Annotated in this window: 17 protein-coding genes; 13 read left to right on the plus strand and 4 right to left on the minus strand. The window is 70.5% G+C overall.

All coding sequences use genetic code 11. The features are described from left to right. Positions 1-64 precede the first annotated feature (64 nt). The 9 genes from ftsZ to QM809_RS11850 all read left to right on the plus strand — a co-directional run bounded on the left by ftsZ (position 65) and on the right by QM809_RS11850 (position 10,723). Positions 65-1,270 carry a cell division protein FtsZ gene (gene ftsZ / locus QM809_RS11810; RefSeq protein ID WP_415045983.1) on the plus strand — a complete coding sequence of 402 codons (1,206 nt, stop codon included), beginning with the start codon at positions 65-67 and terminating at the stop codon, positions 1,268-1,270. After that, on the plus strand, positions 1,270-2,001 hold the full coding sequence (pgeF, locus tag QM809_RS11815) for a peptidoglycan editing factor PgeF (protein ID WP_415045984.1): 732 nt from the start codon (positions 1,270-1,272) through the stop codon (positions 1,999-2,001). Before ftsZ ends, pgeF begins: the two co-directional genes overlap by 1 nt. Before the next feature lie 57 nt (positions 2,002-2,058). Continuing rightward, entirely contained in the window at positions 2,059-2,778 is a 720-nt protein-coding gene (locus tag QM809_RS11820; protein ID WP_415047067.1) for an alanine racemase, read from the plus strand. A 56-nt stretch (positions 2,779-2,834) separates the two neighbouring features. After that, positions 2,835-3,641: a cell division protein SepF gene (locus QM809_RS11825; RefSeq protein WP_415047068.1), complete on the plus strand. Its 807-nt coding sequence runs from the start codon at positions 2,835-2,837 to the stop codon at positions 3,639-3,641. A 60-nt stretch (positions 3,642-3,701) separates the two neighbouring features. Beyond that, the gene (locus tag QM809_RS11830) at positions 3,702-4,031 is read left to right on the plus strand and encodes a YggT family protein (protein WP_415045985.1); all 330 of its coding nucleotides are present in this window, start codon (positions 3,702-3,704) and stop codon (positions 4,029-4,031) included. 257 nt (positions 4,032-4,288) lie between these two features. Continuing rightward, positions 4,289-5,062: a DivIVA domain-containing protein gene (locus QM809_RS11835; RefSeq protein ID WP_415045986.1), complete on the plus strand. Its 774-nt coding sequence runs from the start codon at positions 4,289-4,291 to the stop codon at positions 5,060-5,062. A 45-nt stretch (positions 5,063-5,107) separates the two neighbouring features. Beyond that, the gene (locus QM809_RS11840; protein ID WP_415045987.1) at positions 5,108-6,322 is read left to right on the plus strand and encodes a hypothetical protein; all 1,215 of its coding nucleotides are present in this window, start codon (positions 5,108-5,110) and stop codon (positions 6,320-6,322) included. A 279-nt stretch (positions 6,323-6,601) separates the two neighbouring features. After that, positions 6,602-9,817: an isoleucine--tRNA ligase gene (gene ileS, locus QM809_RS11845; RefSeq protein WP_415045988.1), complete on the plus strand. Its 3,216-nt coding sequence runs from the start codon at positions 6,602-6,604 to the stop codon at positions 9,815-9,817. Next, the gene (locus tag QM809_RS11850) at positions 9,818-10,723 is read left to right on the plus strand and encodes a phosphatase PAP2 family protein (protein ID WP_415045989.1); all 906 of its coding nucleotides are present in this window, start codon (positions 9,818-9,820) and stop codon (positions 10,721-10,723) included. Positions 10,724-10,769: 46 nt separating this feature from the next. Here the strand turns inward: QM809_RS11850 and QM809_RS11855 are convergent, their stop codons facing one another. Continuing rightward, on the minus strand, positions 10,770-11,537 hold the full coding sequence (locus tag QM809_RS11855; RefSeq protein WP_415045990.1) for an SGNH/GDSL hydrolase family protein: 768 nt from the start codon (positions 11,535-11,537) through the stop codon (positions 10,770-10,772). A 496-nt stretch (positions 11,538-12,033) separates the two neighbouring features. On the opposite strand from QM809_RS11855, the gene QM809_RS11860 reads away from it, so the two are divergent. Then, positions 12,034-12,225, plus strand: a complete 192-nt coding sequence (locus QM809_RS11860; protein WP_415045991.1) for a hypothetical protein — start codon at positions 12,034-12,036, stop codon at positions 12,223-12,225. An 18-nt stretch (positions 12,226-12,243) separates the two neighbouring features. Here the strand turns inward: QM809_RS11860 and QM809_RS11865 are convergent, their stop codons facing one another. After that, complete coding sequence (locus QM809_RS11865) at positions 12,244-12,921, minus strand: TetR/AcrR family transcriptional regulator (RefSeq protein ID WP_415045992.1); 678 nt, start codon at positions 12,919-12,921, stop codon at positions 12,244-12,246. Positions 12,922-13,022: 101 nt separating this feature from the next. Here QM809_RS11865 and QM809_RS11870 point away from each other — a divergent pair, with 101 nt between their 5' ends. Next, positions 13,023-13,472 carry a nitroreductase/quinone reductase family protein gene (locus tag QM809_RS11870; RefSeq protein ID WP_415045993.1) on the plus strand — a complete coding sequence of 150 codons (450 nt, stop codon included), beginning with the start codon at positions 13,023-13,025 and terminating at the stop codon, positions 13,470-13,472. Between the two features lie 124 nt (positions 13,473-13,596). Continuing rightward, the gene (locus tag QM809_RS11875; RefSeq protein ID WP_415047069.1) at positions 13,597-14,982 is read left to right on the plus strand and encodes a DNA polymerase IV; all 1,386 of its coding nucleotides are present in this window, start codon (positions 13,597-13,599) and stop codon (positions 14,980-14,982) included. A gap of 3 nt (positions 14,983-14,985) precedes the next feature. Here the strand turns inward: QM809_RS11875 and QM809_RS11880 are convergent, their stop codons facing one another. Then, the gene (locus QM809_RS11880) at positions 14,986-15,924 is read right to left on the minus strand and encodes an asparaginase domain-containing protein (RefSeq protein WP_415045994.1); all 939 of its coding nucleotides are present in this window, start codon (positions 15,922-15,924) and stop codon (positions 14,986-14,988) included. Between the two features lie 178 nt (positions 15,925-16,102). Between QM809_RS11880 and QM809_RS11885 the strand changes: the two genes are divergently transcribed. Then, positions 16,103-16,684, plus strand: a complete 582-nt coding sequence (locus QM809_RS11885) for a hypothetical protein (protein ID WP_415045995.1) — start codon at positions 16,103-16,105, stop codon at positions 16,682-16,684. A 106-nt stretch (positions 16,685-16,790) separates the two neighbouring features. Here the strand turns inward: QM809_RS11885 and QM809_RS11890 are convergent, their stop codons facing one another. Further along, positions 16,791-17,750: a hypothetical protein gene (locus QM809_RS11890; protein WP_415045996.1), complete on the minus strand. Its 960-nt coding sequence runs from the start codon at positions 17,748-17,750 to the stop codon at positions 16,791-16,793. Positions 17,751-17,754: the final 4 nt, after the last annotated feature.

Here is a 17,754-nt window from a genome sequence, read left to right on the forward strand (position 1 = left end):
GTACTTGACATAACTATAACCCTCAGCTTGAGCTTTAGGGTTTGAAGCGGAGCAGGAAGGCACCATGACGCCCCCTCATAACTACCTCGCCGTCATCAAGGTCGTCGGCATCGGCGGCGGCGGCGTCAATGCTGTGAATCGCATGATCGAGCAGGGCCTCAAAGGGGTCGAGTTCATCGCGATCAACACCGATGCCCAGGCGCTGCTGATCAGTGACGCCGACGTGAAGCTCGACATCGGCCGCGAGTCGACGCGCGGCCTCGGCGCCGGTGCCAATCCGGAGGTCGGCCGCAAGGCCGCCGAGGACGCCCGCGACGAGATCGAGGACCTGCTGCAGGGCGCGGACATGGTCTTCGTCACCGCGGGTGAGGGCGGTGGCACCGGCACCGGTGGCGCGCCCGTCGTCGCCGGGATCGCCCGCAAGCTCGGCGCCCTGACCGTCGGCGTCGTGACCCGGCCGTTCTCGTTCGAGGGCAAACGCCGCGGCAACCAGGCCGACGAGGGCATCGCCGCGCTGCGCGAAGCCTGCGACACCCTGATCGTGATCCCGAACGACCGCCTGCTCCAGCTCGGCGACGCGCAGGTGAGTCTGATGGACGCCTTCCGCAGCGCCGACGAGGTGCTCCTCAACGGCGTCCAGGGCATCACCGACCTCATCACCACCCCGGGCCTGATCAACGTCGACTTCGCCGACGTCAAGGGCGTGATGAGCGATGCGGGCAGCGCTCTGATGGGCATCGGCGCCTCGCGAGGAGAGGACCGGGCGCGCAAGGCCGCGGAGGCCGCGATCAACTCGCCGCTGCTGGAGGCCTCGATGGAGGGCGCCCGCGGCGTCCTCATCTCGATCGCCGGCGGCAGCGACCTGGGCCTGTTCGAGATCAACAACGCCGCGACCCAGGTGCAGGAGGCGGCCCACGAGGACGCCAACATCATCTTCGGCACGGTGATCGACGACAATCTCGGCGACGAGGTCCGCGTCACCGTGATCGCGGCCGGGTTCGACGGCGGGACGCCGCGCAAGCGCGTCGACGAGCCGGTCATCAAGCAGCCGCAGCAGACGACCGCCGCCACCACCACGACGGCGGCGCGGCACAGCGAGCCGGAGCCGGTGCGCCGGGAGGCTCCGGTGGCACCGCCCAACCCCGATCCGCTGTTCGATTCGAGCACCGTGCGTCGAGCCGACCCGTTCGCGGGTCAGTCGACTCCGCGGCCGAACCCGCGCCCGCGGTTCGACGACGATGAGGTCGACGTCCCCGACTTCATGAAGTGATGGGCGACTCGGTTCCCGCGCCGCGGGTCCGGCGCGTCGTGACGACCCGCGCCGGCGGGGTGTCGCGGGCACCGTACGATTCGTTCAATCTCGGCGACCACGTGGGCGACGATCCCGCGGCGGTCGCCGCCAATCGAGAGCGGCTGGCTCGCGACCTGGGCCTGGCGCCGTCGAACGTGGTGTGGATGGAACAGATCCACAGCCGCAACGTCACGGTGGTCGACGGCCCCGTGGACGGTCCGGTGGAGACCACCGACGCCCTCGTCACGACGACGCCGGGGCTGGCGCTGGCGGTGCTCACCGCCGACTGCGTGCCGATCCTCCTGAGCGACGACGAGGCGGGCGTGATCGCCGCGGTGCACGCCGGGCGCGTGGGTGCGCGGATCGGCATCGTGCCGGAGGTGCTCGAAGTGATGACGCGGCTCGGTGCGCGACCCGAGCGGATCGGTGCGCTGCTGGGCCCCGCCGCGTCGGGGGAGCGCTACGAGGTGCCCGCGGAGATGCAGCGCGACGTGGAGAAGCATTTGCCGGGCAGCGCCTGCCGGACGACCCGGGGCACGGCGGGACTGGACATCCGTGCGGGCATCGCCCGCCAGTTGACCGACGCCGGTGTCGGCGGCGTGGCGGTGGACCCGCGGTGCACGATCGAAGACCCGGATCTGTTCAGCCATCGTCGGGGCGCCCCGACCGGGCGGCTGGCATCGGTGATCTGGATGGACACGACGGAGTAGACGGTGGACGACGGGGCGGATGCGCGCGGAGACGGCGCCGCATCGGAGGACCCGCGGATGCGGGAGTTGGCATCGGCGCTGGCCGCGGTGCGGGCCCGGATCGCGGCCGCCGAGGCCGCGGCGGGCCGGAGTCCGGGCAGCGCTCGGCTGATGGTGGTGACCAAGTACTTCCCGGCCGACGACCTGGCACGGTTGATCGAGCTGGGTGAGCACGAGTTCGGCGAGAACCGGGAACCCGAGGCCGGACGGAAGATCGCCGAGGTGCGCGGCGCGCGTCCGGACGCGGTCTTCGACGTCGACATGATCGGATCGCTGCAGCGTAAGAAGGCCAAGACGGTGGCCCGGTGGGCGCGACGGGTCCAGTCGGTGGACTCGCTTGAACTGATCGAGGCGCTCGCGACGGCGGCGGGACATTCCCTGGAAGTAAGCGAACGCACAGGTGCACTGGGTACTCTGCTTCAGGTGAGTCTGGATGGAGACCCCGCACGGGGCGGAGCGGTGGAGTCGGCGCTTCCGGCGCTGGCCGACACCGTGCTGGCCCACGACGGTGTGCTGAGCCTGGACGGGCTGATGGTGATCGCACCGTTGCACGGCGAGGCCGAGGCGCATTCGGCGCAGGCGGCGGCGATCGCCGAGCGCTTCCGATCCGCATATCCGTCCGCAGGCGAGCTCTCCGCCGGCATGTCCGGCGATCTGGAGCAGGCGATCGTCCACGGATCGACATGTGTGCGTGTCGGAAGTGCGATCATGGGGTCTCGACCGCTAACCTCTCAGTAATCACATTGGTCACAGTAGACTCACCGGTGAACATGCTTAACGAGGAAGGCAAGTCGATGACGACGATGCAGAAGTTCAAGGCATATTTCGGCATGGTGCCTCCCGCCGAGTATGAGGACGACTACCTGGCAGATCCCATGCACGACGGGTACGACCCCGCCGATCGCTACCCCGAGCCCGCATCGCGGCGTCCCGCCCCGGCCGGGCGCGGTGACGAGCCGATGAGTTCGCGTGAGCGGTTGTACCTGGAGCGTTACCGCACCGCGGGCGGCGGCCAGAGCGAGGGCTACTACGACGACGAGCCCTACGAGGCGGGTTACGCGGAGGTCGAGTACGCCGCGCGCGGCGACGACCGCGTGTACGCCGAGCGCGCGGTCCGCGTCGAGGCTGCTCCGGCGCCCTCCCGTGGACGCCTGGAGCCGCTGTCGCACAGCGGCAACGTGACCGCGGCGCGCGGCGGCAGCGGAACGATGGCCGTGCGCGGTGCCAACGCACTGGCTCCCGAGTCCCGTCCCGCCGTGGCCGCCGAGTCGCGCGTCAGCACTCCGGCGTCCGAGCCCCGTTCCGAGGCGCCCGCCGAGTCCCCGGGCAAGATCACCGCGATCCGGCCGGCCGACTACTCGGAGGCCCGGACCATCGGTGAGCGCTTCCGCAGCGGCAATCCGGTGATCATGGACCTGTCGGACCTGAGCAACGACGATGCCCGGCGTCTGGTCGACTTCGCCGCCGGCCTCGCGTTCGGTCTGCGCGGTGCGTTCGACAAGGTGGCCAAGAAGGTCTTCCTGCTGTCGCCGGCCGGGACGGACGTGAGTCCGGAGGAGCGCCGTCGACTCGCCGAGTCCGGATTCCACAACCAGGCTTGAGAGGAACGCCGCGGGAGAGGCGCCGGGTCCGCCCGGCGCCTTTCGTGGCACTGTAGACACGTGGGTACATTCCTCTGGATTCTCTATCTGATCCTGATCATTTACTGGATGCTGCTGATAGCTCGGCTGGTGATCGAGTTCATTCAGTCGCTCGCCAGACACTGGCGGCCGCGCGGTCTCGCCGTCGTGCTGATCGAGAGCGTCTTCACCGTGACCGATCCGCCGCTGAAGGCGCTGCGGCGGATCATCAAACCGATCGATGTCGGATCGGTACGATTGGACCTGTCGCTGTTCCTGGTGTTGATCGTGGTGACCATCGGTTGGCGCGTCGCGTGGGCGTTCGCGAACGAGATCTCACCGGTGAACGCGGCGGCCGCCGCGCTCACCTGACCGTCGTCGCAGGTCGCTGCGACGACGACGGCGCATCCCCGACGGGGAGCGTCGCGGAGCCGGACGCATCCGGACCGTAATCCGGTGGCGAACAGGCTGCGGCCGGGCGACGGGATCGGGTCCGGTTGTGACAAGATGGGGCGTTAGTGACGCAGCGCTACTGGTATTAATAGAACTGTGCCCGGCCTGTCGCCGGCCAACGACCATGAATCAGAGTGTTTCGACGGACACGCTCGTAGACCAAAGGGGAAACCGAAATGCGGCTGACACCAGCTGATGTGCACAACGTCGCGTTCAGCAAACCGCCGATCGGTAAGCGCGGTTACAACGAGGACGAGGTGGATCAGTTCCTCGATTTCGTCGAAGCCGAGCTGGCGCGCCTGATCGAAGAGAACTCCGAACTGACCGATCGCGTCGCCGATCTGGAGTCCGAGCTGTCGGCGGCCCGCGCCGGCGCGCCGGCCGGCGGCGATCAGACTCAGGTCTTCGCGGCGGCGCCGCCGACGCCGGAGCCCGTGCCCGTCGCACCGCAGCCCTCGTCGTACGACGACGACGCCAGCGGTCGTGCGGCCCGAGTGCTCGCGCTCGCCCAGGACACGGCGGACCGGGTCACCGGCAGCGCCCGCAGCGAGGCCGAGGCGCTGCTCTCCGATGCCCGTCAGCGCAGCGATGCGATGGTCAGCGACGCCCAGGCCACCGCCGAGGCCACCCTGTCCGAGTCGCGTCAGCGCGCCGAGGCCCTGCTGGCCGACGCGCAGACCCGCGCCGAGACCCAGGTGCGTCAGGCGCAGGAGCGTGCGGACTTCCTGCAGCGTGACGCCGAGCAGAAGCACTCGGAGATCATGTCGACCATCAACCAGCAGCGCACGGTGCTGGAAGGCCGGATCGAGCAGCTCAAGACCTACGAGCGCGAATACCGTACGCGCCTGCAGACCTACCTCGAGTCGCAGCTCGAAGAGCTGCAGCAGCGCAGCAGCGCCGCGCCGGCCGAGCACGGCTACGGCTCCGAGAACGGCTACCCTCAGGGCTGATCGGCCTTCGGGGGTGGGTTGGATACGCGAGAAGGGTTCGGGGCAATGCTGACCTTGGCACTGGCGACGACGCTGATCGGGTTCGGTCTGCTCGTAGTCGCGCTGATCACCGGTAATTTCTGGCTTGCCGTGGCATGCATCATCGTCTGCGTCGCCGGCCTCGTCGTGCTCCTGGTGGACACGATGAAGTCGGGACGCCGCGGCGGATCCGGTCTGGACGACGAGCCCTTGTTCACCATCCGGGACGGCAGGCCGGACGATCGTCAGGATCCCCTGCACGACGACCACGACGCCGAGGCGCCCGCGGACGACTCCGGGGCGTTCCTCAGCGCCGCGGCCCCCGCGGACGACGGCGGGCTCGGTTCGCTGGTGGTCGACACCGGGGCGATGGCCCGCGCGGAACAGGCGGACTCCGGGGAGTGGCCGTTGAGCGGCCCCCAGGAGTCGGCGTCGTTCGCCACGGAGGCGTACTCTGCGGAGCCCTACGGCGCTCCGGAAGCGCCCTCCACGGGTGCGTCCGCGTACTCCGCGGGCGCCTACGGCGCCGAGCCCTACGGTTCCGCGGACCCGTACTCCGCCGACCCTCATTCCGCCGATCCGTACTCTGCGGCACCGCCCACCTCGACCGGCCTGGAGTCGGGCCCGCTTCCCCCGGTCCCGGCGGTCGGGGTCGAACCGCACGACGACGTGGCGACCGGTGACGCGAACGACTACGTCAAGTCGGTGACCGGAACGTTCCCCGTCCAACGTCAGCAGACCGGCGCGTGGCCGACGTCGGAGCCGCCGGTGCCGATCACCCGTCCGGCGGAGTCTCCGTCGACACTCCGACCTGGCGTCTCGTCGGACGCCCCGGCCACCGGGCCGATCCCGGTCGCCTCGTCGCCGTACGTCGGACGGCGCCGTCGCGCCGCCGCAGACGCCGCCGACGAGATGCGACCGACCTCCGCCGACCCGACCGTCTCGGGACCGCTTCCTCCGGTGGGCTCCGCGGCGGACGCCCGGGACACGTTCCCGATCTCCGCCGCTCCCGTCGCGGGCACGGCGTCGTCGCAGGGCGTTCGACGGCAGCCGTCGTCGTCGAACCCCTACTCGCCGTCGACGTCGTTCCCGCCGGCCGGTCCGGCACCGACCGCGTGGACCGCGCAGGACGCTGCGCCGGACCGATCGGCCGAGTCCGCGGTGACCAGCAGTGACGCGATCATCGTGCACGATCACACGGGCCCGCTTCCCAAGATGACCTTCAAGAACCGCGGGGAGTAGACTGCTCGGCAGTACAGCGATGATCCGGCCATCACCGGGGAGCTCCCGGAAGAACGGGTCGGTGCGGTTCTCCGCGTGTCCGGCCCCAGTAGAACCGGGCGGGTGCGGCCCGACACAGCCGTGTGAGCACTCCCGTCTCCGGGGGTGACTCCGTGAGAGGCACCGCATGCGGTGCAAGCGGGGTGGTACCGCGCGTCCGCCGAGAACGGTGTGCGCGTCCCCGTGCCAGAGAAGAACCGGTGAACGCCGGTCCTGCAGGCACGAGGAGTGCAGACACCGATGACCGAGGCCAACGCCTTCGACAGCAGCGCCGCTGACACCGGAGCGGCGGACGCCGGGACGCCTACGCGCGCATACCCGATCGTCGACCTCACCGACGGGACCGGGCGCGGAGCGCCGTCGTTCCCCGACGTCGAGGAGCGAGTTCTCCGGTACTGGGCCGACGACGACACCTTCGCCGCGTCGATCGCCAATCGCGCGGACGCCGAGGAGTTCGTCTTCTACGACGGTCCGCCGTTCGCGAACGGGCTCCCGCACTACGGGCACCTGCTGACCGGCTACGTCAAGGACATCGTTCCGCGGTATCAGACGATGCGCGGCAAGAAGGTCGAGCGCCGCTTCGGCTGGGACACCCACGGACTGCCCGCCGAACTCGAGGCCGAGCGCCAGCTGGGGATCACCGACAAGTCGGAGATCGAGGTGATGGGCGTCGACAAGTTCAACGAGTACTGCCGTGACTCGGTGCTGCGCTACACCGGGGAATGGCGGAACTACGTGACCCGCCAGGCGCGCTGGGTCGACTTCGACAACGACTACAAGACCCTGGACCTGGACTTCATGGAGTCGGTCATGTGGGCGTTCAAGCGTCTGTACGACAAGGGCCTGGTGTATCAGGGGTACCGCGTCCTGCCGTACTCCTGGTACGAGCAGACCCCGTTGAGCAACCAGGAGGCCAAGCTCGACGACGCCTACCGCATGCGCCAGGATCCCGCGCTGACGGTGACCATGCCGCTGTCGGCACCGGACTCTCCGCTGGACGGCGTGAACGCGCTCGTCTGGACCACCACGCCGTGGACGCTGCCGTCGAACCTGGCGATCGCCGTGCACCCGGACGTCGAGTACTCGCAGGTGCGGGCCGAGGACGGCACCGAGTACCTGCTGGCCTCGGCACTGGTCGGGGCCTACCGGAAGGAGCTGGGCGAGTCGGAGACGGTGGCGACCTACCGGGGCGAGGAGCTGGCGGGTCTGGCGTACACGCCGCCGTTCGACTTCTTCGCCGGCCATCCGAACGCGCACCGGATCATCACCGCCGACTACGTCACCACCGACAGCGGCACCGGCGTCGTGCATCAGGCGCCCGCCTTCGGTGAGGAGGACATGGAGGCCTGTGCCGCCGTGGGCATCGAGGTGGTGCAGCCGCTGGATCCGGGCGGCCGGTTCACCGAGCTGGTCCCGCCGTACGAGGGCCAGATGGTCTTCGACGCCAACCCGAACATCATCAAGGACCTCAAGACCGCAGGCCGGGTGCTCCGGCACGAGACCATCGAGCACTCGTACCCGCATTCGTGGCGCTCGGGCCAGCCGCTGATCTACATGGCGGTGCCCTCCTGGTTCGTCGCGGTGACCCGGATCAAGGACCGGATGCTCGAATTGAACCAGGAGATCACCTGGTCGCCGGCCCACATCAAGGACGGCCAGTTCGGCAAGTGGCTGGAGGGCGCCAAGGACTGGAACATCAGCCGCAACCGCTACTGGGGCGCACCCATCCCGGTGTGGATCTCCGACGATCCCGCCCACCCGAGGATCGACGTCTACGGCAGCCTCGACGAACTCGAGGCCGACTTCGGCGTGCGGCCGACCGATCTGCACCGGCCGAACATCGACGAACTGGTCCGCCCGAACCCCGACGACCCGACCGGCCGCTCGACGATGCGCCGGGTGTCCGAGGTGCTCGACTGCTGGTTCGAGTCCGGATCCATGCCGTACGCCCAGGTGCACTACCCGTTCGAGAACAACGACTGGTTCGACGGCGGGAACGGCGAGGTCGCACACAATCCGGGCGATTTCATCGTCGAATACAACGGTCAGACGCGCGGCTGGTTCTACAACCTGCATGTGCTCGCGACCGCGCTGTTCGACCGGCCGGCCTTCAAGACGGTGGCGGCGCACGGCATCGTCCTGGGCGACGACGGCCAGAAGATGAGCAAGTCCAAGCGCAACTACCCGGACGTCAACGAGGTCTTCGACCGCGACGGCTCCGACGCAATGCGCTGGTTCCTGATGGCGAGCCCGATCCTGCGCGGCGGCAACCTGGTGGTGACCGAGCGCGGCATCCGCGAGGGCGTACGGCAGGCGCTCCTGCCGATGTGGAACGCGTACAGCTTCCTGCAGCTGTACGCCGAGCGTCCGGCGACGTGGCGGACCGACTCGGAGAACGTGCTCGACCGCTACATCCTGGCGAAGCTGGCCGTCACCCGTGACGAGATCACGGCGGCGCTCGACGTCTACGACATCGCCGGTGCCTGCGACAGCTTCCGCACCTTCTGCGATTCGCTGACCAACTGGTATGTGCGACGGTCCCGCGCCCGCTTCTGGGCCGGTCAGGAAGCCGATCCGGACGCCTTCGACACGCTCTACACGGTCCTGGAGGTGGCCGGGCGACTCGCGGCTCCGCTGCTGCCGCTCGCCACCGAGGCGATGTGGCGCGGACTGACCGGTGAGCGCTCGGTGCACCTCACCGACTGGCCCGCGGCCGACGACCTGCCCGCGGACCCCGCACTGGTCGAGGCGATGGACGCCGTGCAGTCGGTGTGCTCGGTGGCCTCGAGCGTCCGGAAGGCCAACAAGCTCCGCGTGCGCCTGCCGCTGCGGCAGCTGACCGTGGCCTCGCCCGCGGCGGAGTCGCTGGCGCCCTTCACCGGTCTCATCGCCGACGAGATGAACGTGAAGAACGTCGAGCTCAGCACCGACGTCGACGCCCACGGCCGGGTGGAGGTGGCGGTGAACGCCCGGGCTGCCGGTCCGCGCATCGGCAAGGACGTGCAGCGCGCCATCAAGGCCGTGAAGTCGGGGAACTGGGAGCTGACGTCGAGCGAGGAGACCGGGGAGCCGGTCGTCGTCGCCGACGGCATCGAACTGCGCGGTGAGGAGTTCACCCGCAGGCTCGTCGCGGTGGCGCCGGACTCGACCGGCGAGCTGCCCGACGGCGGCGGCCTGGTGGTGCTTGACACCGCGGTGACCCCGGAACTGGAGGCCGAGGGCTGGGCCAAGGACCGGATCCGCGAACTCCAGGACGCCCGCCGGAACCTCGGCCTGGACATCTCCGATCGGATCGTCGTGCGCCTGGTGGTCCCGGAGGCCACCCGGCCGATCGCCGAGACCCACGCCGACCTGATCGCCGGCGAGATCCTGGCGACGGACTTCACCGTGGCCGCCGAACCGGCTGGGGCGATCGAGCTGGGCGACGGTGTGACCGTCGACATCGCCAAGGCCTGAGTGGTCACGGCGACGGCGCACCGGAGCGTCGAGCTGACGAGTCGGGAACGGTCCGGCGCCGCTGTGCGCTGGGCCGTTCTGGCGTTCGCGTCGTCGGCGACCCTGGTCGGCGTCTACTGGGCGGCGGTGCGGACCCACACCGGTCAGCAGGTGGAGAACGCGGCGCTGCGAGGGTCCTACCAGGTGAACGCCGACGAGGTGACCGATGCGGATCTCGCGCTGGCGAGCATCACCCTGACCAGTCTGGGCGTGGCCGTCGTGATCCTGGCGGTGATCGGCTGGGTGCGCGGCGGTGTCCGGCTGGCGGCCGTCGCGGTCGGAGTGATCGTCGGAGCGACGCTGACCACGGAGATCCTCAAACGGATCCTGTTGTCACGACCCGACCTGGCCGGCGGTCCGTCGCAGTGGCTGCACAACAGCTTCCCCAGCGGTCACACGACCGTCGCGATGGCGGTGGCGTGCGCGACGCTCCTCGTCGTCTCCTGGCGCTGGCGGACCATCGCGATGCTGGTGGTGACCGGGTGGACCGTCGGCGTGGGCGCCTACACCGTGATCGCTCGCTGGCACCGGCTGTCCGACACGCTCGGCGCCGACGCGATCGCACTGACGACGACGTCGCTCGGCGCACTGGTCCTCCTGCACAGCGGGCTGGTGCGACGGGTCCCCGATCAGCGGTTCGCCCCGGTGCGCACCCTGTTGCTCACGGTGGCGGCGCTGTACGTGCTGGGCGTCGGCCTGCTCGGCGCGTATGTCGGGCGCGCCGGGATCGGGCAGGGGCCGGGGACGTCGATCGCCGAATGGAACCTGTATCTGGCCGCCCAATCGCTCGCCTCGGTGGGTTCGGTGCTGACGGTGCTGCTGGCCTGGTGGTCGTGGCGCAGGCTGGAGACGGTGCGGCCGGAGTGACCGGGGCCTGTCCGGGAAGGGAGGCCTCCGGCCTCCGATGGATCTTCTAGAGGTCCCCGACCGGCACCGGGGTCCCGTAGCGCGGTGACAGGGTGTCGCCGGAGGAGACGCCGCGCAGGCGACGGCCCAGCCACGGCGCGAGGAATCCGCGGGCCCAGTCGAGGTCGGCGAGGCGGGCCCGAAGAGCGGATCGCTCGGGTACGACGGGCAGGGGGAGCGGCGTCAGGTCGTGTTCGACGCCGAGCGCATCGAGCACGGCGATCGCCATCCGCTGGTGACCCGTGGCGGACATGTGCAGGCGATCGAAGGCCCACATCCGGGGGTCGTCGTAGTCGCGGATCCGCCAGTAGTCGACCAGAACCGCTCCGCGTCGGTCGGCGATCGCCCGCATGCCCTCGGCGAGGATCGCGAAACGCCCGCGCAGGGCGCGGAACACCGGTGCCGCGCCGGGGTCGTGCGGTGTGAAGATCACGACCGTCGCACCGGAGTCGACGAGCCGGGCGACCGCGTCGTCGTAGTGGGCGAGCAGTCCGTCCAGGTCGACGGTCGGGCGGAGGACGTCGTTGCCGCCGGCGTGGATCGAGACCAGATCGGGCGCCATGGCGAGCGCGGGCCCCACCTGGCGGTCGACGACGGCGCGCGACTTGAGACCGCGGATCGCCAGGTTCGCGTACTCGAGACCGGGGTGGGCCGCCTCGAGGGCGGCGGCGACGCGATCGGCCCACCCGCGGACGCCGTTGGGCAGGTCGGGGGCGTCGTCGCCGACGCCTTCGCTGAACGAGTCTCCCAGGGCCACGTAGCGAGTGAAGGTCACGATCCGAGCCTAGGCCATGCCCTAACGAACGCTCGGTTCCGGCCTTCGGAAGGGTCGACGTCGCCCCGCGGGGGCCGCGCCCGAGGAGGAGACGACGACGTCGAGGGGAGAGACGTCGTCGAACGGACCTTTCCGGCCTGTCGTTCGGAAAGGGAGGGCGCGGCCACCCGAAGGTGTCGTAGGGGTATGGAATTCTCAAACAACACACCGCATCGGAGTGCTCCGATCCGTGTCGGCGGGGGTGAATCGTCCGGTGCGGCCACCGGTCGGATCACCTCCGTGAGACCACGGTACATCCCACTGAATATGAGAACAAGAGTTCGAATGAAAGATCTTCTTTCGTCTCGTCCGAGCGTGGGCGACCAGAGTGGGAGGAGAGGGCGACGGAGGCGTCGACGCGGCCGGCGGTCACGGCGATTCGGCATCGCCGGGCGCGGAGCGGGCGTCGTCGTGCAGAGTGATCGGAGGGGCCGGGTCGACGGAGGAGGAGCCGCTCATGTCGGAGGAGCTGGAGCGCTTGCAGCGCTGGACCGATGCGGGTGCGCTGGTCCGCGTGCTGAGTCGCCGCGGCGAACACCTCGTGATCGCGCTGACGACCTGTGACGGAGGCGAGGAGATGGGGCGTCTGATCAGCGATGACCCGGACGTCCGCCGCTGGTGCGCCGAACACGCCGACGGCGGGGTCTGACGCCGTTCCCCGCCCGGTTCACATCCCGGCGACCGACAGCTGCCACCGCAGCTGCGCCTCGAACAGCGCCGACGGGTCGCTGAACGTCTCCGGGCCGTAGCCGCCGGTCACCTCCTGGCCGACGGCGCCCAGGAGCCAGGTCCACAGCGTGGTCGCCGTCACCAGTTCCGCGGACGTCAGCTCGACGTCGAACTCCGCGGCGATCGCCTCGAGCTCGGCGTTCAACGGTGCTCCGGGCGGGGGAGCGGGTGCGGCGGGGGAGGCTCCGGCCTCGGCGCACAGGCGCAGAAGCAGGCCGATCACCCGCGTGCCGGGTCCCGTCGTCCGTTCGGCCGGCGCGGCGTAGCCGGGCACCGGACTTCCGTAGAGCAGGGCGTACTCGGCCGGGTGTCCGACCGCCCACGCCCGGAACGCGCGCAGTGCCGTGCGAACGCGGTCGGCGGCGGAGCCGGGAGCCGCGGTGACGGCGGATTCGACGTGGTCGGCGAGGTCGTCGTACGACGCGACGACGAGGCGGGTGAGCAGTTCGTCACGGCTCTCCACATAGCGGTAGACGGCCGAGGAGACCATCCCGAGTTCGCGGGCGATGGCCCGGACCGACAGGGCGGCGGCGCCGACCTCGGCGAGCTGGGCACGGCCGGCATCGAGGATCCGTCGGTCGAGTTCCTGGCGTCGTCGCGCTCGCGGTCCGGTCACGGCTCGATTCTTCCAGAAAAACGAGAGCGGTGCTCTTGAAATCGCCGTCGTCGACGCGCAGACTGAAACGAGAGCACTGCTCACGAATGGGAGAGAACGTCATGACCAGCACACACGCCCCCGTCGGCCGCGGCACACGAGTCTTCAACGACGCCGTCCGGCGTCTCACCGACCTCGGGGTCAACATGGCCGGAGCACAGACCCTGACGGTGCGCGGGCGCCACTCCGGGGCACCCCACCGCATCCCGGTGAATCCGCTCGTCCTCGACGGGCGGACCTACCTGGTCGCGCCGCGAGGCGTCACCGACTGGGTGCGCAACGCGCGGGTCGACCCGCATGCCGAACTCCGGCGCGGTCGGCGCATCCGCCGCGTCGTGCTCACCGAACCGGGCGACGACGAGGTGCACGTCGCCGTCGTCCGGCGGTATCTCGCCAAGTGGGGCTGGGAGGTCGGCCGACTGCTCCCGGAGGGCCTGACCCCGGACGCCGACGACGCCACGCTGCACCGGTACCGGGATGCGCTCCCGGTCTTCGAGGTGCACCCGGCCTGAGGTTCGTCACCGCAGGCGGAGGGGAGTCGAGACCCCGCCGAGGAGGCCGGTGGCCGCCGGGGATCGCTCCTCTACCATCGGCGGCGTGGAACAGGACCCGGCCGAGATCAGTGCGCGCTGGGTGATGCACATCGACATGGACGCCTTCTTCGCGTCCGTCGAACAGCTCACCAGACCGACGCTCGACGGCCGTCCGGTCCTGGTCGGCGGCGCGGGCGGCCGCGGAGTGGTGGCGGGCGCGTCGTACGCGGCCCGCACCTACGGGGCTCGGTCGGCCATGCCGATGCACCAGGCACGACGACTCGTCGGCCCCGCCGCCGTGGTCCTGCCGCCGCGCGGATCGGTGTACCGGGAGGTCAGCGGACGGGTCTTCGGGATCATCCGACGCTTCGTCCCGGTGATCGAGACCCTCTCGTTCGACGAGGCCTTCGGCGAGCCCGCCGAACTGGCCGGAGAGAGCGCCGGGCGGGCGCGGGAGTTCGCCGAACGGCTGCGTACGGCGATCCGCACCGAGGTGGGACTCCCGGCGTCGGTCGGTTTCGGTTCGGGCAAGCAGATCGCGAAGATCGCCTCCGGCCAGGCCAAACCCGACGGGGTCGCGGTGATCGCGCCGAGCGGTGAACTCGAGTTCCTGCAGGCGCTGCCGGTCCGGCGACTGTGGGGGATCGGCCCGGTGTCGGAGGACCGACTGGCTCGCCTCGGGGTGGAGACCATCGGAGACTTCGCCGCGATGGCGCCGACCGAGGTGGTGTCCGTCCTCGGCGCGACCCTCGGGCCGGCGCTGCACCGGCTGGCGCAGGGCATCGACGACCGCCCGGTCGCCGAACGCGCCGAGGCCAAGCAGATCAGCGCGGAATCGACGTTCGCCGTCGACATCATCGACCTGCCGAGTCTCCGCCGCGCCGTCGCCGGGGCCGCGGCCGATGCGCATCGCCGACTGCTCGAGGACGGGCGCGGCGCCCGCACCGTCGTGGTGAAACTGCGGCGTGCGGACATGTCGATCCTCACCCGATCGATCACCATGCCCGCCGCCAGCACCGATCTCGACGTGCTCGCCGCCGCCGCGCAGCGGGTGGTCCTCGATCCGCTCGACGTGGGGCCGATCAGGCTGGTCGGCGTCGGATACTCGGGTCTCACCGAGACCGAGCAGTACAGTCTCTTCCCGGATCTGGGCGACGCGGCGGCGAGCGGAGCGGAGTCCGCGCTCCGGGAGCCGACGACCCCGGAGGAGCCCGTGCCGGAGAATCCTGCGTCCACACCGCGGGTCGAGGAGGGGCCGCCGACCGATCCCCGCCGCGAACCGCCCGGGGAGCCGTGGTCGACGGGCACCGACGTCCACCATCCCGACTTCGGGCACGGCTGGGTGCAGGGCGCCGGACACGGATTCGTCACCGTGCGCTTCGAGACGCGGGCGACCGGGCCGGGGCGCGCGATCACCTTCCGTTGGCCGCTGGACGCGCTCCGTCGTGCCGACCCGCTCGCCAGTCTGGCCTGGAACGACGCGGAGTGACGGTCAGGAGGGCGTGGACGCCGCGAAGAAGTCGGCGATCTCCGAGCGCGCCGCACCACTGCTGAGCAGGGCGATCATGGCCATCCGCGCCTGCGGGGCCCGCAGCCACGGCGAGATGATCGCGCCGGTGCGGGCCAGATCCACCCCGCCGCCGCCACCGCCGTAGGTCGCGGTGACGGCGCCGTAGGGGACGCGCGTCGAGACGATGATCGGGACGTTCCGCTGCTGGGCGAGGGCCACCTCGCCGGTGATGTCGGGATGGGTGTTGCCCGATCCGGTGGCCGACAGCACGATGCCCGCCGCGCGCTGGGCCACGGCGGCGGCGATCAGCCCGGGGGAGACGCCCGGGTAGAGCGCGAGCAGGTCGACGCGGGCGGGCACTCCGGCCGGGATCGGCGCCTCGATCACCGGACGCGGGAGGTCCGGGTGCACGGTGTCGAAGGCCTGCACCGCGGTGGTCGACACCTTGAAGACGCCCCGCGCTCCCAGCACCCGGCTGCCGAGCGCCACCAGCACGCCGCGTCCGCGGGAGTCGTCGTCGGCGGCCAGCGCGATGGCCGCGGCGATGTTGGCGGGTCCGTCGGACTGCGGATGATCCACCGGATACTGCGCGCCGGTGAACACCACCGGCCGGGGATCGGCGGCGAAGACGTCGGCCAGGAAGGCGGTCTCCTCCAGAGTGTCGGTGCCGTGCGTCACCACCACGCCGGCCACGTCCGGATCGTCGAGGGCCTCGGCGACGGCGGCGACCACGGCGAACTGCTCACGGACGGTCATCGCCGACGAGTCCACCGTCATCAGGTCGACGGGACGCACGACGACGTCGTCGTGCAGCGGCGGGACCAGGTCGTTCGCGCCCAGGACGGGGACGGCGCCGTCGTCCGTGGTGCGGGAGGCGGCGGTGCCTCCGGTGGTGATCATCACAACCTGGCGTGGGCTCATGACCCGATTCTCGCACTATCGGGCGCCTCGTGTCCGCCGGTCAGATCACCCGGCCGCGGGGCCGATCCGGACCGGTTCGCGGACGAGTCTGTGAGAGGACTCAGGAATGTTTGGCATAGTGGTCCGCGAGCTCCGGGCAGGCGAACGCCGCGGAGCACGATCATGGAGGTGTGATTCGGTGAAGTTCCGGAAGTTCCTGATGGCCGGTGCCATCGCCGGCCTGGTCGGCGTCACCGCCGCGTGCGGCAGCGACGACGACAGCCTGCCGCCGGTGCCCGCGGCGTCGACGACGGCGGCGGCGGACGAGAGCGCGTCTGCCGCGCCGGAGGACAAGCTCGAGTCCGAGCTCTCCGACGCGAACAAGCGGCCGAGCGTCGAGGCACTCAACGAGATGCTGCAGATGGCGCTGGACCCGAAGATCTCGCCGGAGGACAAGACCGTCCTGGTGGAGGGCTCCGAGGCCGATCCGAAGCTGTTCAACCAGCTGGTCGAGGTGGCGCAGGACAACCCCGACGTGGACTACGAGATCAAGAAGCCGGTCATCAGCAACGGCCCGAAGCGCGCCAGCGTGAAGTTCGAGGTCCGTATCCCGGACAACCCCCCGACCAAGATCGACGCGTCGATCGTCTACGACGACGGTCGCTGGAAGCTGTCGAAGCAGACCGTCTGCCCGCTGCTGAGCGCGCAGAACGTGAAGACCCCGGCGTGCGCCGACACCGCTGCCGGTGCGTCCAGCAGCGCGGGGGCCTCGGCCAACTGATCGACGGCCGACTGCTCGGCGAGATCTGACGTCCGAAGAAGACGCCGACGAAGCGCCGCCCCGGTGAGATGTTCACCGGGGCGGCGCTTCGTCGTGTCCGGACCGGTTACGACCCGGTCGTGGTCCAGGTCAGATCGAGCGTGGTGTGCTGGAGGATCGGCCGGTTGGCGTCGGAGCCGATGAGCTCCCGCGCGCCCTTCGACTTCAGTTCGCCGGCGGCCGGGAGCAGCGTCTTCAGGTCGACGGTGACCGTCCCGGTTCCGCTGTTGGAGTAGCGGGTCAGGTCCAGCGTCGCGTCGCTCCCCGGGATCCGGAAGACCGGGTCCACCGGGGTCTCGTCGACGGCGACGTCCACCACCAGGCGATCGTCCTTCCACGACTTCAGGGTCGCGTTCAGGGTCTGGGTCAGCGTGGTGGCCGACGACACGGTACGGGTGACGGTCCAGCGGGCGCCGACGCCGACCGGAGTGGTGGGGATCGGGACGGCGAGGGTGAACGCCGTCACCAGCGACTGCTCGACGGCGCGCGTCGCGGGATCCGTCGCGTCCGCCGGCGGCATGATCCGCAGTTCGTTCGGGGCCAGGCCGCCGGTGAAGGTCACGCCGCCGTGCGCGCCGTCGAACACCGCCAGGGCCGGCTGCAGCGCCTCGTCCGGCGAGGTCGGCGCACCGGTGACCGTGAACTCGAGGTTCTTGGGGTCGCGGCAGCCCGCGCGGGCGGTGAGCGGCAGCGTCACGGCCTCCACCGTCGACGTCGGTTCCCGCCCCGACACCACGCTGGTCTCCCGCGACTCGGTGGTCAGGGTGACCCGCTGCGGGGCGTCGGTGCGCGGCGCGGAGACCGGAACCCGCCGGTCGCCGGCACCCGGATCGGTCACCGTCAGATGGGCGGGCGGCAGCTCGATCGGGCGCACGCCGTCGTTCTTCCGGCTGGAGGTCTCGTCGCATCCGCGGTTCGGATCGGCGGCCGGAGCCTCGTCACCCGAACAGCCGGTCAGGGCCAGGGCGGTGGCGAGGGAGAGCGGCAGCACGGCGGCCGCGGCACGAGAGAATCGGGGAGCGCGCACACGT

It is taken from the genome of Gordonia sp. (in: high G+C Gram-positive bacteria), from assembly GCF_047600385.1.
Taxonomy (GTDB): Bacteria; Actinomycetota; Actinomycetes; order Mycobacteriales; family Mycobacteriaceae; genus Gordonia.

What these genes read in the sequence shown, in the direction of transcription:
- QM809_RS11840 (WP_415045987.1), top strand. Translation starts at nt 5,108, where the DNA reads ATGCTGACCTTGGCACTGGCGACGACGCTGATCGGGTTCGGTCTGCTC.
- pgeF (WP_415045984.1), top strand. Translation starts at nt 1,270, where the DNA reads ATGGGCGACTCGGTTCCCGCGCCGCGGGTCCGGCGCGTCGTGACGACC.
- QM809_RS11835 (WP_415045986.1), top strand. Translation starts at nt 4,289, where the DNA reads ATGCGGCTGACACCAGCTGATGTGCACAACGTCGCGTTCAGCAAACCG.
- ftsZ (WP_415045983.1), top strand. Translation starts at nt 65, where the DNA reads ATGACGCCCCCTCATAACTACCTCGCCGTCATCAAGGTCGTCGGCATC.
- QM809_RS11870 (WP_415045993.1), top strand. Translation starts at nt 13,023, where the DNA reads ATGACCAGCACACACGCCCCCGTCGGCCGCGGCACACGAGTCTTCAAC.
- QM809_RS11825 (WP_415047068.1), top strand. Translation starts at nt 2,835, where the DNA reads ATGACGACGATGCAGAAGTTCAAGGCATATTTCGGCATGGTGCCTCCC.
- ileS (WP_415045988.1), top strand. Translation starts at nt 6,602, where the DNA reads ATGACCGAGGCCAACGCCTTCGACAGCAGCGCCGCTGACACCGGAGCG.
- QM809_RS11820 (WP_415047067.1), top strand. Translation starts at nt 2,059, where the DNA reads ATGCGGGAGTTGGCATCGGCGCTGGCCGCGGTGCGGGCCCGGATCGCG.
- QM809_RS11880 (WP_415045994.1), bottom strand. Translation starts at nt 15,924, where the DNA reads ATGAGCCCACGCCAGGTTGTGATGATCACCACCGGAGGCACCGCCGCC.
- QM809_RS11875 (WP_415047069.1), top strand. Translation starts at nt 13,597, where the DNA reads ATGCACATCGACATGGACGCCTTCTTCGCGTCCGTCGAACAGCTCACC.
- QM809_RS11860 (WP_415045991.1), top strand. Translation starts at nt 12,034, where the DNA reads ATGTCGGAGGAGCTGGAGCGCTTGCAGCGCTGGACCGATGCGGGTGCG.